The organism is Pseudomonas sp. CG7, assembly GCF_023701885.1.
In the GTDB taxonomy this organism is placed as follows: Bacteria; Pseudomonadota; Gammaproteobacteria; order Pseudomonadales; family Pseudomonadaceae; genus Aquipseudomonas; species Aquipseudomonas zanjanensis.
Window position 1 is genome coordinate 21,759 of record NZ_JABAEE010000029.1, and the last position, 14,340, is coordinate 36,098.

Here is a 14,340-nt window from a genome sequence, read left to right on the forward strand (position 1 = left end):
TTCTGTGTATCGACCCTTTGGTCGAACCGTTTATTTCAAGTTAAGGAGTGACACCATGCTGGTGATGCGCCCCGCGCAAATGGCTGATCTGGGCGAGGTACAGCGTCTGGCTGCGGACAGTCCGATCGGTGTCACCTCCTTGCCGGATGACGTTGAACGCCTGAGCGACAAGATCGCCGCCAGCGAAGCCTCGTTTGCCGCCGAAGTCAGTTTCAACGGCGAAGAGAGCTATTTCTTCGTCCTCGAAGACACCGCGACCGGCAAGCTGGCTGGCTGCTCGGCCATTGTCGCTTCGGCCGGTTATTCCGAACCGTTCTACAGCTTTCGCAACGAGACGTTCGTTCACGCGTCCCGTGAGCTGAAGATCCACAACAAGATCCACGTACTCTCCCAATGCCACGACCTGACCGGCAACAGCCTGTTGACCAGTTTCTACGTGGTGCCGGAATTGGTGGGTTCGCCGTGGTCGGAACTCAATTCCCGCGGGCGGCTGTTGTTCGTCGCCAGTCATCCGGAGCGGTTCGCCGATTCGGTGGTGACCGAGATCGTCGGCTACAGCGATGAGAATGGCGACTCGCCGTTCTGGGACGCCAGCGGCCGCAATTTCTTCGACCTCAACTACGCCGCCGCCGAGCGTTTGTGCGGGCTGAAAAGCCGTACGTTCCTCGCCGAGCTGATGCCCCATTACCCGATCTACGTGCCGCTGTTGCCGGACGCCGCCCAGGAAGCCATGGGCCAGGTTCATCCGCGGGCGCAGATCACCTTCGACATCCTGATGCGCGAGGGTTTCGAGACCGATCACTACATCGACATCTTCGACGGTGGCCCGACCCTGCATGCCCGCGTCTCGGGCATCCGTTCGATTGCCCAGAGCCGCGTGGTGCCGGTCAAGATCGGCGAACCGGTCAAGGGTGCCGGCCGCCAATACCTGGTGGCCAATGCCCAATTGCAGGATTACCGCGCCGTGCTGCTCGAGCTCGACTACGCGCCAGGCAAACCTGTAACGCTAGACATGGAAGCGGCCGAAGCCTTGGGCGTTGGCGAAGGCGCCAGCGTGCGTTTGGTAGCGGTATAACGCTTTATAGCTGAGTTTCGCGGGTGGCGAGAGCGGCCCGTCTGAGGAGATAGCATGATCGTTCGTCCCGTACGCAGCAGCGACTTACCCGCTCTGATCGCCCTGGCCCGCAGCACGGGCACCGGCCTGACTACCTTGCCGGCCAACGAAGAGCGCCTGGCCCATCGGGTCGGCTGGGCCGAGAAGACCTTTCGCGGCGAAGCCGGGCGTGGTGACGCGGACTACCTGTTCGTGCTCGAAGACGATGACGGTCGCGTGGTGGGCATTTCCGCCATCGCCGGCGCCGTGGGGTTGCGTGAGCCCTGGTACAACTTCCGGGTCGGCCTGACGGTCAGCGCGTCCCAGGAGTTGAACATTTATCGGGAAATCCCGACGTTGTTCCTGGCCAACGACCTGACCGGCAATTCCGAGCTGTGCTCGCTGTTTCTCCACGCCGACTTCCGCAATGGCCTCAACGGCCGGATGCTGGCCAAGGCGCGGCTGTTGTTCATCGCCGAGTTCCCGCAGTTGTTCGGCAACAAGATCATCGCCGAGATGCGCGGCATGTCCGACGACAACGGGCGGTCGCCGTTCTGGGAAAGCCTGGGCCGGCATTTCTTCAAGATGGAATTCAGCCAGGCCGATTACCTGACCGGCGTTGGTAACAAGGCGTTCATCGCCGAGCTGATGCCCAAGTTCCCGCTGTACACCTGCTTCTTGTCCGAAGATGCCCGGGCCGTGATTGGCCAGGTTCATCCAGATACCGAACCGGCGCTGTCGATGCTCAAGAGCGAAGGGTTCAGCTACCAGGGTTACGTCGACATCTTCGACGCCGGCCCGGCGGTGGAATGCGAAACCGGCAAGATCCGCGCGATTCGCGACAGCCAGGCGCTGGTGCTGGCCATCGGCACGCCGGGCGATGACGCCACGCCGTTCCTCATCCATAACCGCAAGCGCGAAGACTGCCGCATCACCGCGGCACCGGCGCGCTTTGCCGCAGGCACACTGGTGGTCGATCCGCTGACCGCCAAACGTCTTCAACTCAACGCCGGCGACCAGGTGCGTGCCGTGGCGTTGTCTGCTGCCCGGGAGTCAAAATGATGAAGTCGTTGTACATCGCAGGTAGCTGGCTGGAAGGCCAGGGCGACCTCTTCGAGTCGTTGAATCCAGTGACCCAGCAGGTGTTGTGGTCGGGCAACGGCGCCACCGCGGCGCAGGTGGAATCGGCGGTGCAGGCCGCGCGCCAAGCGTTCCCGGACTGGGCCCGCCGCTCGCTGGATGAACGCATCCAGGTGCTGGAGGCCTTTGCCGCGTCCCTGAAAAGCCATGCTGACGAACTGGCCCGGTGCATCGGTGAAGAAACCGGCAAGCCGTTGTGGGAAGCGGCGACCGAGGTGACCAGCATGGTCAACAAAATCGCCATTTCGGTGCAGAGCTACCGCGAGCGGACCGGCGAGAAGAGCGGCCCCCTGGGCGACGCCACCGCCGTGCTGCGCCACAAACCCCACGGTGTGGTGGCGGTGTTCGGCCCTTACAACTTCCCTGGCCATTTGCCCAATGGCCACATCGTGCCTGCGCTGCTCGCCGGCAACTGCGTGTTGTTCAAGCCGAGCGAGCTGACGCCGAAAGTCGCCGAGCTGACGGTCAAGTGCTGGGTCGAGGCGGGTGTGCCGGCGGGCGTGCTGAACCTGCTGCAAGGCGCGCGGGAAACCGGTATCGCCCTGGCGGCGAACCCGGGCATCGACGGGCTGTTCTTCACCGGCTCCAGCCGCACCGGAAACTTGCTGCACCAACAGTTTTCCGGTCGCCCGGACAAGATCCTCGCGCTGGAAATGGGCGGTAACAACCCACTGGTGGTGGATGAGGTGGCGGACGTCGATGCGGCGGTCTACACCATTATCCAATCCGCCTTCATTTCCGCCGGGCAGCGCTGCACGTGTGCGCGCCGCCTGCTGGTGCCGGTAGGTGCCTGGGGCGATGCCTTGCTGGCGCGCCTGGTGGCGGTCAGTTCTACCCTTGAAGTGGGTGCCTTCGACCAGCAACCGGCACCGTTCATGGGCTCGGTGATTTCCCTGGGCGCGGCCAAGGCGCTGATGGATGCGCAAAACCACTTGCTGGGCAAAGGCGCAGTGCCGCTGTTGGCCATGACTCAGCCGCAGGCCCAGGCTGCATTGCTGACGCCGGGTATCCTGGACGTGACGGCCGTGGCCGAGCGTCCCGACGAGGAGTTGTTCGGGCCGTTGCTGCAAGTGATCCGCTACAAGGATTTCCCCGCAGCGATTACCGAAGCCAACAACACGCAATATGGCCTGGCCGCCGGCTTGCTGTCCGATTCCCAGGACCGTTACCAAGAGTTCTGGCTGCAAAGCCGCGCCGGTATCGTCAACTGGAACAAACAGCTGACCGGCGCCGCCAGCAGCGCGCCGTTCGGCGGTGTCGGTGCCTCGGGCAACCATCGCGCCAGCGCTTATTACGCGGCGGATTATTGCGCGTACCCGGTGGCTTCCCTGGAGACGCCGAGCCTTGTCATGCCGGCGAGCCTGACGCCTGGCGTAAAAATGGTTTAAGCCCCAATCGCGAGCAAGCTCGCTCCCACAAGGACGGTGCAAGACCCTGTGGGAGCGAGCTTGCTCGCGAAGGCCGCGCCTCGGTATTCGATCAAAACCGTTACCTGATGCCTATAAAAAACAGATTCTCGTGGAGCCTCGCTGATGAAATCCTATGAAGTCAACTTTGACGGTCTAGTGGGGCCGACCCATAACTACGGCGGGCTCTCGTACGGCAACGTCGCGTCCCAGAGCAACAGCCAGCAGTCCTCGAACCCCAAGGAAGCGGCGTTGCAGGGCCTGGCGAAAATGAAAGCGCTGATGGACATGGGTTTCCAGCAAGGCGTGCTGGCACCGCAGGAGCGCCCGGACGTGGCGGCTTTGCGTCGGCTGGGCTTTGCCGGCAGCGATGCCCAGGTCATCCAGCAGGCCGCGAAAGAAGCGATGCCACTGTTGGTCGCCAGTTGCTCGGCCTCCAGCATGTGGGTGGCCAACGCCGCCACGGTCAGCCCGAGCGCCGACACGGCCGATGGCCGCGTGCACTTCACCGCCGCCAACCTGAACTGCAAATACCACCGCAGCATCGAGCATCCGACCACCAGCCGTGTGCTGGGGGCGATGTTCGCCAACCCGCAACACTTCGCCCATCACGCCGCGTTGCCGGCGGTGGCGCAGTTCGGCGATGAAGGCGCGGCCAACCACACCCGTTTCTGCCGCGCCTACGGCGAGGCCGGTGTCGAATTCTTCGTCTTCGGTCGCAGTGCCTTCGACACCCGTTACCCCGCACCGCAGAAATATCCGGCACGCCAAACCCTCGAAGCCTCCCAGGCGGTTGCGCGCCTGCATGGTCTGCGGGAGGAGGGCGTGGTCTACGCGCAACAGAATCCGTCGGTGATCGACCAAGGCGTGTTCCACAACGACGTGATCGCGGTGGGTAATGGCGAAGTGCTGTTCTATCACGAGGACGCGTTTCTCGAGACCGACAAGATGCTGGCCGAATTGAGCAGCAAACTCGCCAAGGTCGGTGGGAAATTTCAATCGGTGTGCGTACCGCGTTCGGCGGTCACCGTCGATGATGCGGTTCGTTCCTACCTGTTCAATAGCCAGTTGCTGTCGCGTCCCGACGGCTCGATGCTATTGATCGTGCCGGAAGAATGCCGCGGCAACGAACGCGTCTGGCAATACTTGCAAGGCCTGACGGGCGCTGGCGGCGTTATCCGCGAAGTGAAGGTCTTCGACCTCAAGCAAAGCATGCAGAACGGCGGCGGCCCTGCTTGCCTGAGGTTGCGCGTAGCGCTGAATGAAACCGAACTGGCGGCCGTCAACCCAGGGGTTATCATGACCGCGCCGCTGTACGATTCGCTGACCCAATGGGTCGAGCGTCACTACCGCGACCGCATGACCGAGAATGACCTGGCAGACCCGCAGTTGCTGCTCGAATGCCGCGGGGCACTGGATGAACTGACACAAATCCTTAAACTTGGCGCGGTTTATCCTTTCCAGATCAATTGAAAGCGCGCGCGACCTGACTACAGTCAAAGCAGGGCGCGTTGCCTTATCCCCAGACGAGAATGTAAAGACATGAGCGATACCCTGCAGCTGATCCTCGAAGACACCGACGGCACCCAACTGGAAACCTCCTGCACCCGCGTCGCGGTGATGTGGCAAGGCAAGGAATTGTGGATCCAGCAGGATGGCCGCGGTCAGCTGCTGATCGGCGTTGACGTCGAGGAAGGGGACGAGGAATACGCCAACCTGTTGTTGCGTCCATTGGCGACCAACCTGGTCAGCCTGCAACTGGAAATGGAACCGGCGGACGTCGGCGACGATGACCATGTCCATGGCCCGGATTGCGGCCACGACCACTAAGGAAACCGCGCTATGCTCGCCCTCGGCAAACTGCTTGAACTGACCCTCGCCGGCCGTGAACCGGCGGAGAAGACTCAACTGACTGTCGAAGGCGTACGGATGCGCTGGTTGAGCGAGGGCGCGCTGGAGGTCAAGCCGCCCGAAGCCTGGGACAACGGCCTGGACCTGCTGCTGTCGGCCGGCATCCACGGCAACGAAACCGCGCCGATCGAATTGCTCGACCGCCTGCTGCATGACATCGCCCGTGGTGACCTGAAACCCCGGGCACGCATTCTGTTCCTGTTCGGCAACCCCGAGGCCATCCGGCGCGGTGAGCGTTTCGTCGAACAGGACGTCAACCGGCTGTTCAATGGTCGCCATGAGTTGAGCGGTGGTCCTGAGGCGCTGCGGGCCTGCGAGCTGGAGCGGCTGGCCGCCAGTTTTTTCAGCCGGCCGGAGCGCAGTCGCTTGCACTACGACCTGCACACTGCCATTCGTGGCTCGAAGATCGAGCAGTTCGCCCTCTATCCATGGAAAGAAGGTCGCCAGCATTCACGCCGGGAACTGGCGCGCCTGCGTGCCGCGGGCATGGAAGCGGTGCTGCTGCAGAACAAGCCGTCCATCGTGTTCAGTGCCTATACCTACGATCAGCTCGGTGCCGAATCCTTCACCTTGGAGCTGGGCAAGGCCCGGCCGTTCGGGCAGAACGACGGAGTCAACGTCAGCCTGCTGGAAACTGGCCTGCACCAGATCATCGAAGGCAACGAGCCGGAGTTGGACGAGGGCCTCGATGGCCTCCAGCTGTTCAGCGTGGCCCGGGAAATCATCAAGCACAGCGACAGTTTCCGCCTTAACCTGCCGGCGGATGTCGAGAACTTCTCCGAGCTTGAAAAAGGCTATGTGCTGGCCGAAGACATCGCCCAGACCCGCTGGGTGATCGAAGAGGAGGGCGCGCGGATCATCTTCCCGAACCCCAAGGTCAAGAATGGCTTGCGGGCTGGCATCCTGATCGTGCCGGCGACGGATGAAGGTTTGGTCTGAGCCAAATCTTAGACTCAATACATGCCCCCTGTGGGAGCGAGCCTGCTCGCGATAGCGGTATATCGGCCGACATTGATGGCGACTGACACTCCGTCATCGCGAGCAGGCTCGCTCCCACAAGGAAATCTGTATTCAGACTTAAACCGCTACCGCCCGCTGTTCACTGCGACGCAACGTCCGGGTCTTGTGCAAGGTATCGGCGCAGGTCTTCGCCGCCTCCTGGCCCTTGTGCACGAAATGCTCGAAGAAGAACTTCTGATGTTCTTCCCCGGCATGGAAGTGATGCGGCGTGAGCACGACCGAGAACACCGGCACTTCGGTTTCCAATTGCACCTGCATCAGGCCACTGATGACCGATTGGGCGACAAACTCGTGGCGGTAGATACCACCGTCCACCACCAGGCCGGCGGCGACGATGCCGGCGTAGCGGCCTGACTTGGCCAGCAGCTTGGCGTGCAGCGGAATTTCGAAGGCGCCGCCGACTTCGAAGAAGTCGATATCACTTTCCTGGTAACCCTGGAGGATGATTTCGGCGACGAAGCCTTTCCGGCTCTGGTCGACGATTTCCTTGTGCCAGCAGGCCTGGATGAACGCGACGCGCTCGCCCGGATGACTTTTGCTTTTGCTGTCGATTGCAGTGGGTTGCATGTTCTGGTTCCTGTTTGTGTGAAAAACAGGGCGTCATGAATCGAAGGGGATTCGAGGGTACGCCGCGCACGGAGTCGCAGTCGGCCCTTGGGTGTCGATCCCGTTCTCTCTTCATCCGGACTATGACCGTCGGCCCCGGAATCACACCGGGTCTGCTGACCTTGTCGCTACACCCCAAAAAGCGATGTAGCGCCAAGCGCTCGCGGGCTATGCGCATTGCGCGCAATTACCGCCGGTGGGGAGTTGCACCCCGCCCTGAGAACGTTTTGCCGCCACGGCATGTGACGGCGGAGATTTTTTAACACATAAACCACTGTGGGAGCGAGCTTGCTCGCGATAGCGGTGGTTCAGCTTGCATCGATGCAGGGTTTACTGCCGCCATCGCGAGCAAGCTCGCTCCCACAGGGGATTTGGATAATCTGTTGGGTTAGTGTGGTCCTGGGCTTGATTATTCCGCGCCATGCCCGCAGTAATTGTCCTTCGAAAGGGAATTCCCCAAACAGCACCCGAGGCCAGATTCATGAGTGTTATCGATCTTCGCAGCGACACGGTCACCCAACCTTCCGCCGGCATGCTCGATGCCATGGCCAGTGCGCCGACCGGCGACGATGTGTATGGCGAAGACCCGACCGTCAATCGCCTCGAAGCTGAACTGGCCGCGCGCCTGGGCTTTGCCGCAGCGCTGTTCGTGCCGACGGGCACCATGAGCAACCTGTTGGGGTTGATGGCCCACTGCGAGCGCGGCGATGAGTACATCGTCGGCCAGCAGGCCCACACCTATAAATACGAAGGCGGCGGAGCGGCGGTGCTCGGTTCGATCCAGCCCCAGCCTCTGGAGGTGCAGGCGGACGGTTCCCTGGACCTGGCGCACGTCGCCGCGGCGATCAAGCCCGAGGACTTCCACTTTGCCCGCACCCGCCTGCTGGCCTTGGAAAACACCATGCAGGGCAAGGTGCTGCCGCTGGACTACCTGGCTCGGGCCCGGCGGTTCACCCAGGAACATGGCCTGGCGCTGCACCTGGACGGGGCGCGGTTGTACAACGCTGCGGTCAAGCTGAATGTCGATGCCCGGCAGATCACACAACATTTCGATTCGGTGTCGGTGTGCCTGTCCAAGGGCCTTGGCGCGCCAGTGGGCTCGGTCCTGTGCGGCAGCGTCGAGCTGATCGGCAAGGCGCGTCGGTTGCGCAAGATGGTCGGTGGCGGCATGCGCCAGGCCGGCATTCTCGCGGCGGCGGGGCTGTATGCCCTGGAACATCACGTGCAGCGCCTGGCCGATGACCACGCCAATGCCCAGCGGCTCGCCGAGGGCTTGCGTGCGGCGGGCTACAAGGTCGAGCCGGTGCAGACCAACATGGTCTACGTACAAATGGGCGAGCGGGCCGAGGTGATCAAGGCGTTTGCCGATGAACGGGGCATCAAGCTCAGCGCGGCGGCACGCTTGCGAATGGTGACGCACATGGACGTGAGCGCGGCGCAAATCGACCAGGTGATCGCCGCTTTCGTCGATTTTTCCCGCCAATGACCCGTTAACCTGGGCAATTGACAGTTTCTATCACATAAACACGCTGTACCCCACGCGCAGGGCCGATATAATGCGGCCCTTTGCCGTTGCTTCGTCTGTTGACGTTTTGCACAGGCCTTTGGCCGCAGCCTCCGTGGAAGAACCTAATGAAAAGCGCAGAAATCCGTGAAGCCTTCCTTCGCTTCTTCGAAGAGCAAGGCCACACCCGAGTAGCCTCCAGCTCTTTGATTCCGGGCAACGACCCGACCCTGCTGTTCACCAACGCGGGGATGAACCAGTTCAAGGACTGCTTCCTGGGCCAGGAAAAACGTGCCTACACCCGTGCAGTGAGCAGCCAGAAGTGCGTGCGTGCCGGCGGCAAGCACAACGACCTGGAAAACGTCGGCTATACCGCACGTCACCACACGTTCTTCGAAATGCTGGGTAACTTCAGCTTCGGTGATTATTTCAAGCGCGCCGCTATCACTATCGCCTGGACCTTCCTGACCTCCGACAAGTGGCTGAACCTGCCCAAGGAGAAGCTCTGGGTAACGGTCTACGCCACCGATGACGAAGCCTATGACATCTGGACCAAGGAGGTCGGTGTCCCGGCAGAGCGCATGGTGCGCATCGGCGACAACAAAGGCGCGCCTTACGCCTCCGATAACTTCTGGACCATGGGCGACACCGGCCCATGCGGTCCTTGCACCGAGATTTTCTACGATCACGGCGCCGACATCTGGGGCGGCCCACCCGGCTCGCCGGAAGAAGACGGCGACCGCTACATCGAGATCTGGAACAACGTGTTCATGCAATTCAACCGCACCGCCGATGGCGTGTTGCATCCGCTGCCAGCGCCGTCGGTGGACACCGGCATGGGCCTGGAGCGGATCAGTGCGGTGCTGCAGCACGTTCATTCCAACTACGAGATCGACCTGTTCCAGAGCCTGCTGAGCGCGTCGGCCAAGGCCATCGGTTGCACCAACGACAACCAGGCTTCGCTGAAAGTCGTCGCTGACCACATCCGTTCCTGCGGTTTCCTGATTGCCGACGGTGTGCTGCCTTCCAACGAAGGTCGCGGTTATGTGCTGCGCCGGATCATCCGTCGCGCCTGCCGTCACGGCAACAAGCTGGGCGCCAAGGGCAGCGTCTTCTATCAGATCGTCGGAGCGTTGGTGGCCGAGATGGGCGAAGCCTTCCCTGAACTCAAGTCCCAGCAGGCGCACATCGAGCGCGTGCTCAAGGCGGAAGAAGAGCAATTCGCCAAGACCCTGGAGCAAGGCCTGAAGATCCTCGAGCAGGACCTGGCCGAACTCAAGGGCAACGTGGTCCCGGGCGACGTGGTGTTCAAGCTGTACGACACCTACGGTTTCCCGATGGACCTGACCGGCGACATCGCCCGCGAACGCAACCTGACCCTCGACGAGGACGGTTTCGAGCGCGAGATGGAAGCCCAGCGGGTGCGCGCGCGTTCCGCCAGCTCCTTCGGCATGGACTACAACAGCCTGGTCAAGGTTGACGTGGCCACCGAATTCACCGGCTATGCCGGCACCACCGGTTCGGCCAAGATCGTTGCCATCTATAAGGATGGGCAGTCGGTGGACATCCTGAGCGAAGGCCAGGAAGGCGTGATCGTGTTGGACAAGACGCCGTTCTACGCCGAATCCGGCGGCCAGATCGGCGACAGCGGTTACCTGCAAGCGGGCAGCTCGCGTTTCGACGTGCGTGACACCACCAAGACCGGTGGTGCTTTCCTGCACCATGGCGTGCTGGCGTCTGGCAGCTTGATGATCGCCGCTCCCGTGGCGGCCCATGTCGATGCCGAGGTTCGCCACGCGACATCGCTGAACCACTCCGCCACGCACTTGCTGCACGCAGCGTTGCGCCAGGTGCTGGGCGAGCATGTCCAGCAGAAGGGCTCGTTGGTGGACAGCCAGCGCCTGCGCTTTGACTTCAGCCATTTTGAAGCCGTCAAGCCTGAGCAGATCAAGGCGCTGGAAGACATCGTCAACGCCGAGATTCGCAAGAACTCTCCGGTAGAGACTGAGGAAACCGACATCGAGACCGCCAAGCGCAAGGGCGCGATGGCGTTGTTCGGTGAGAAATATGGCGACAATGTGCGCGTGCTGAGCATGGGCGGTGATTTCTCCGTGGAGCTGTGCGGTGGTATCCACGCCAGTCGCACCGGCGACATCGGCCTGCTCAAGATCATCAGCGAAGGCGGCGTCGCCTCTGGCGTGCGGCGTATCGAGGCGGTCACTGGCGCAGCGGCCCTGGCGTACCTCAACGCGGCGGAAGAACAACTCAAGGAAGCGGCAAGCCTGATCAGGGGCAGCCGCGACAACCTGATCGACAAGCTGTCGGCTGTGCTGGAACGCAACCGCCTGCTGGAAAAGCAACTCGAGCAGTTGCAGGCCAAGGCCGCCAGCGCCGCGGGCGACGATCTGTCGGCCCAGGCCGTGGACGTCAAGGGTGTGAAGGTGCTGGCCGTGCGTCTGGATGGCCAGGATGGCAAGGCGCTGTTGGCGCTGGTCGATCAACTGAAAAACAAACTCGGCCGCGCAGTGATCCTGCTCGGCAGTGTCCATGAGGAAAAGGTCGTTCTCGTCGCAGGCGTGACCAAAGACCTGACTGGCCAACTCAAAGCCGGTGATTTGATGAAGCAGGCCGCCGCGGCAGTGGGCGGCAAGGGCGGTGGTCGTCCGGACATGGCGCAAGGCGGTGGTACCGACGTCGGCGCACTGGACGCGGCACTGGCCCAGACCGTTGCATTTGTAGAGCAGGGTATTTAAGGCAGCGTCGCGGGCTAGTGGTCTAGTGACGAGCCCGCGCGCTGCTGATTGAATTATTGGGCGCCCTTCATGGGCAGAGGCGGCTTTGAAATGGCTTTGATCGTACAGAAATTTGGAGGCACCTCGGTCGGCACTGTCGAGAGAATCGAACAAGTCGCCGACAAGGTTAAGAAATTCCGTGAAGCGGGCGATGACCTGGTGGTTGTGCTGTCGGCCATGAGCGGCGAGACCAACCGTCTGATCGATCTGGCCAAGCAAATCAGCGGAGACCAGCAACCGGTTCCCCGCGAGTTGGACGTGATCGTTTCCACTGGCGAGCAGGTGACCATCGCCTTGCTGGCCATGGCGCTGATCAAGCGTGGTGTGCCGGCGGTGTCCTACACCGGCAACCAGGTGCGCATCCTGACGGACAGCGCGCACAACAAAGCGCGTATCCTGCAGATCGACGACCAGAAGATCCGCGGTGACCTGAAGGCTGGCCGTGTCGTGGTCGTCGCTGGTTTCCAGGGCGTGGACGAGCAGGGCAACATCACCACCCTCGGCCGTGGCGGTTCCGACACCACCGGCGTGGCGCTGGCAGCGGCTCTCAAGGCTGACGAATGCCAGATCTACACCGATGTGGACGGCGTCTACACCACCGCCCCACGGGTCGTGCCTGTGGCCCAGCGCCTGGACAAGATCACGTTCGAAGAAATGCTGGAAATGGCCAGTCTCGGCTCGAAGGTGTTGCAGATCCGGGCGGTTGAGTTCGCCGGCAAGTACAACGTTCCGCTGCGCGTTCTGCACAGCTTCATAGAGGGTCCGGGCACCCTCATTACTATCGATGAAGAGGAATCCATGGAACAGCCGATCATTTCCGGCATCGCTTTCAACCGCGATGAAGCCAAGCTGACCATCCGTGGCGTGCCAGACACCCCCGGCGTGGCGTTCAAGATTCTCGGCCCGATCAGCGCCGCGAACATCGAAGTCGACATGATCGTGCAGAACGTTTCGCACGATAACACCACCGACTTCACCTTCACCGTGCACCGCAACGACTACCAGTCTGCCGAAGCGATCCTGAAAAAGACCGCTGGCGAGATCGGTGCCCGGGAAGTGGTGGGCGATACCAAGATCGCCAAGGTCTCGATCGTTGGTGTCGGCATGCGTTCCCACGCGGGCGTGGCCAGCCGCATGTTCGAATCCCTGGCCAAGGAAAGCATCAACATCCAGATGATCTCTACCTCGGAAATCAAGGTTTCCGTGGTCATCGAAGAGAAGTACCTGGAACTGGCCGTGCGCGCCCTGCACACGGCTTTCGAACTCGACGCTGCTGTCCAACAGGGCGAGTAAAGCGTTGTCTTGAGGGCGCGGCTGGACCGCGCCCTTTGTTTTTCTGAATGGCGCGTCTCAAAACTGTTCTTTTGCCCGCGCTGGTCAATACTAGGCCTGTAGGCTTCGACCGTTTCGGTTGTAGGTCCAATGCCTTTTTTTTGCAGACTGTTGTCCCTTAAGTGAATTGCGTGAGGAGAAAGGTATGCTGATTCTGACCCGTCGGTGTGCAGAAAGCCTGATTATTGGCGATGGCGAAATCACCGTGACCGTGCTCGGCGTCAAAGGAAACCAAGTGCGTATCGGCGTCAATGCCCCGAAAGAGGTCGCTGTACACCGGGAGGAAATCTACCTGCGTATCAAGAAAGAGAAGGACGACGAACCAAGCCATTAATTTTTATCGATTTTTATGTTTGCAAACGGGGATGAAGGTGGTTAATATACGCCCCGTGTTGCGGAGAGCTGGCCGAGTGGCCGAAGGCGCTCCCCTGCTAAGGGAGTACACCTCAAAAGGGTGTCGGGGGTTCGAATCCCCCGTTCTCCGCCATTATTCGTTTAGTGCGTCAGAACCTGGCTTTATCAGTAAGTGGTTGAAATTGCTGAAAAAAGCGCTTTACAAAAGGAATTGACGACCTATAATGCGCGGCAACAAATGCACTCGTAGCTCAGCTGGATAGAGTACTCGGCTACGAACCGAGCGGTCACAGGTTCGAATCCTGTCGAGTGCACCATTTAAGAGTCGTTTGCAGCAATGCAAATAACTTGGCTTCAACCAGTTGTGATCTGGTATAAAACCACAACTTGCACTCGTAGCTCAGCTGGATAGAGTACTCGGCTACGAACCGAGCGGTCACAGGTTCGAATCCTGTCGAGTGCACCAAACACCAAAAAGCCCGCGTTTAACGCGGGCTTTTTGCTGTCTACGATTTGCCTTTCACGCACCCCTTCTCATCGAACACAACCTCGGCGCTGCGACCTTTCTTCGCCTTGTAGGTATAGCGTGTGCTCGAATTCCTGACTTTGATCGAGTCTGGCTTGCCCAAGGCGCTTTCTACATCTTGTTGGCTCATGCCGGCGACGATGCGTCGTTCCAGGATGGCATTGCGCCGTTGCCTGGCATCGATGAGGTTTCCGCAGCGGTCCTGGAACTGGCCAACCACGGTCGGTTCCTTGCGGGCGGTTGTGTTGCCGGATGTTTGTCGGTGCTCCGCTTCGGGCAGCATCGCTTCGGTCGTCGGCTCACTCGTGCCAGGGCTGTACGGGTGGATCTGCTGCAGCGACAGGGCTTCTCCCGGGCCGCAGCTCAAGGTGGTGAACGTCACGTGCCCCGCAAGACTTTCGCAGCGGTGCACAGTCTGCCCGGCTGCCCACAACGGCAGGCAGGGCAGGGCGGCGAGCAGGAACAGGTAGTGGCTGACAGGCATCCGGTCGTCCTCCTTGACGGTGCAGGAGAAAAGGGTAGTCGCTGCATTCCTGCCGGCGCGTGTGTTTTCTTTTCTGGATAAGTCGTCGTAAGGGGATGGTTCAGCCTGTGTTCAGGTTTGTCTCGCAAGCGCTTGTTCTTGCCATGATTTTTTAGCGTTTTAAAGCGTCAAG

Annotated in this window: 12 protein-coding genes, 3 tRNA genes and 1 riboswitch; of the genes, 13 read left to right on the forward strand and 2 right to left on the reverse strand. The window is 61.1% G+C overall.

Features of this window, described 5'->3' with window-relative positions; translation table 11 throughout:
* Positions 1-55: 55 nt before the first annotated feature.
* From aruF to astE, 6 genes are all read left to right on the forward strand, one after another.
* Positions 56-1,075, forward strand: coding sequence for an arginine/ornithine succinyltransferase subunit alpha (gene aruF, locus HGO40_RS13870; RefSeq protein ID WP_250963459.1), 1,020 nt, complete (start codon positions 56-58; stop codon positions 1,073-1,075).
* A gap of 54 nt (positions 1,076-1,129) precedes the next feature.
* Positions 1,130-2,155 carry an arginine N-succinyltransferase gene (astA, locus tag HGO40_RS13875; RefSeq protein WP_186707069.1) on the forward strand — a complete coding sequence of 342 codons (1,026 nt, stop codon included), beginning with the start codon at positions 1,130-1,132 and terminating at the stop codon, positions 2,153-2,155.
* Positions 2,152-3,621 carry a succinylglutamate-semialdehyde dehydrogenase gene (gene astD, locus HGO40_RS13880; RefSeq protein WP_250963460.1) on the forward strand — a complete coding sequence of 490 codons (1,470 nt, stop codon included), beginning with the start codon at positions 2,152-2,154 and terminating at the stop codon, positions 3,619-3,621. Before astA ends, astD begins: the two co-directional genes overlap by 4 nt.
* Before the next feature lie 144 nt (positions 3,622-3,765).
* Positions 3,766-5,112: an N-succinylarginine dihydrolase gene (astB, locus tag HGO40_RS13885; RefSeq protein ID WP_250963461.1), complete on the forward strand. Its 1,347-nt coding sequence runs from the start codon at positions 3,766-3,768 to the stop codon at positions 5,110-5,112.
* A gap of 69 nt (positions 5,113-5,181) precedes the next feature.
* The gene (locus tag HGO40_RS13890) at positions 5,182-5,469 is read left to right on the forward strand and encodes a hypothetical protein (protein ID WP_003178862.1); all 288 of its coding nucleotides are present in this window, start codon (positions 5,182-5,184) and stop codon (positions 5,467-5,469) included.
* A gap of 12 nt (positions 5,470-5,481) precedes the next feature.
* The gene (gene astE / locus HGO40_RS13895; RefSeq protein WP_250963462.1) at positions 5,482-6,489 is read left to right on the forward strand and encodes a succinylglutamate desuccinylase; all 1,008 of its coding nucleotides are present in this window, start codon (positions 5,482-5,484) and stop codon (positions 6,487-6,489) included.
* 138 nt (positions 6,490-6,627) lie between these two features.
* Here the strand turns inward: astE and HGO40_RS13900 are convergent, their stop codons facing one another.
* Positions 6,628-7,137: a 6,7-dimethyl-8-ribityllumazine synthase gene (locus HGO40_RS13900; RefSeq protein WP_250963463.1), complete on the reverse strand. Its 510-nt coding sequence runs from the start codon at positions 7,135-7,137 to the stop codon at positions 6,628-6,630.
* 98 nt (positions 7,138-7,235) lie between these two features.
* Positions 7,236-7,404, reverse strand: a riboswitch (FMN riboswitch).
* A 253-nt stretch (positions 7,405-7,657) separates the two neighbouring features.
* On the opposite strand from HGO40_RS13900, the gene ltaE reads away from it, so the two are divergent.
* The 7 genes from ltaE (at position 7,658) to HGO40_RS13935 (ending at position 13,624) form a co-directional block, all read left to right on the forward strand.
* The gene (gene ltaE, locus HGO40_RS13905) at positions 7,658-8,662 is read left to right on the forward strand and encodes a low-specificity L-threonine aldolase (RefSeq protein ID WP_250963464.1); all 1,005 of its coding nucleotides are present in this window, start codon (positions 7,658-7,660) and stop codon (positions 8,660-8,662) included.
* 146 nt (positions 8,663-8,808) lie between these two features.
* A complete protein-coding gene (alaS, locus tag HGO40_RS13910) occupies positions 8,809-11,433 on the forward strand; it encodes an alanine--tRNA ligase (protein ID WP_250963465.1) in 2,625 nt (874 codons plus the stop codon).
* A 90-nt stretch (positions 11,434-11,523) separates the two neighbouring features.
* Complete coding sequence (locus tag HGO40_RS13915; RefSeq protein WP_250963466.1) at positions 11,524-12,765, forward strand: aspartate kinase; 1,242 nt, start codon at positions 11,524-11,526, stop codon at positions 12,763-12,765.
* A 184-nt stretch (positions 12,766-12,949) separates the two neighbouring features.
* Positions 12,950-13,138 carry a carbon storage regulator CsrA gene (gene csrA, locus HGO40_RS13920; protein WP_003178872.1) on the forward strand — a complete coding sequence of 63 codons (189 nt, stop codon included), beginning with the start codon at positions 12,950-12,952 and terminating at the stop codon, positions 13,136-13,138.
* Between the two features lie 62 nt (positions 13,139-13,200).
* Positions 13,201-13,291: transfer RNA gene (locus tag HGO40_RS13925), tRNA-Ser, on the forward strand.
* Between the two features lie 107 nt (positions 13,292-13,398).
* Positions 13,399-13,475 (forward strand) — tRNA-Arg (locus tag HGO40_RS13930).
* Between the two features lie 72 nt (positions 13,476-13,547).
* Positions 13,548-13,624: transfer RNA gene (locus HGO40_RS13935), tRNA-Arg, on the forward strand.
* A gap of 40 nt (positions 13,625-13,664) precedes the next feature.
* Here HGO40_RS13935 and HGO40_RS13940 read toward each other — a convergent pair.
* Positions 13,665-14,168 (reverse strand): cell envelope protein SmpA, encoded by a 504-nt coding sequence (locus HGO40_RS13940; RefSeq protein WP_250963467.1) that lies wholly within the window; start codon positions 14,166-14,168, stop codon positions 13,665-13,667.
* Between the last annotated feature and the right edge of the window lie 172 nt (positions 14,169-14,340).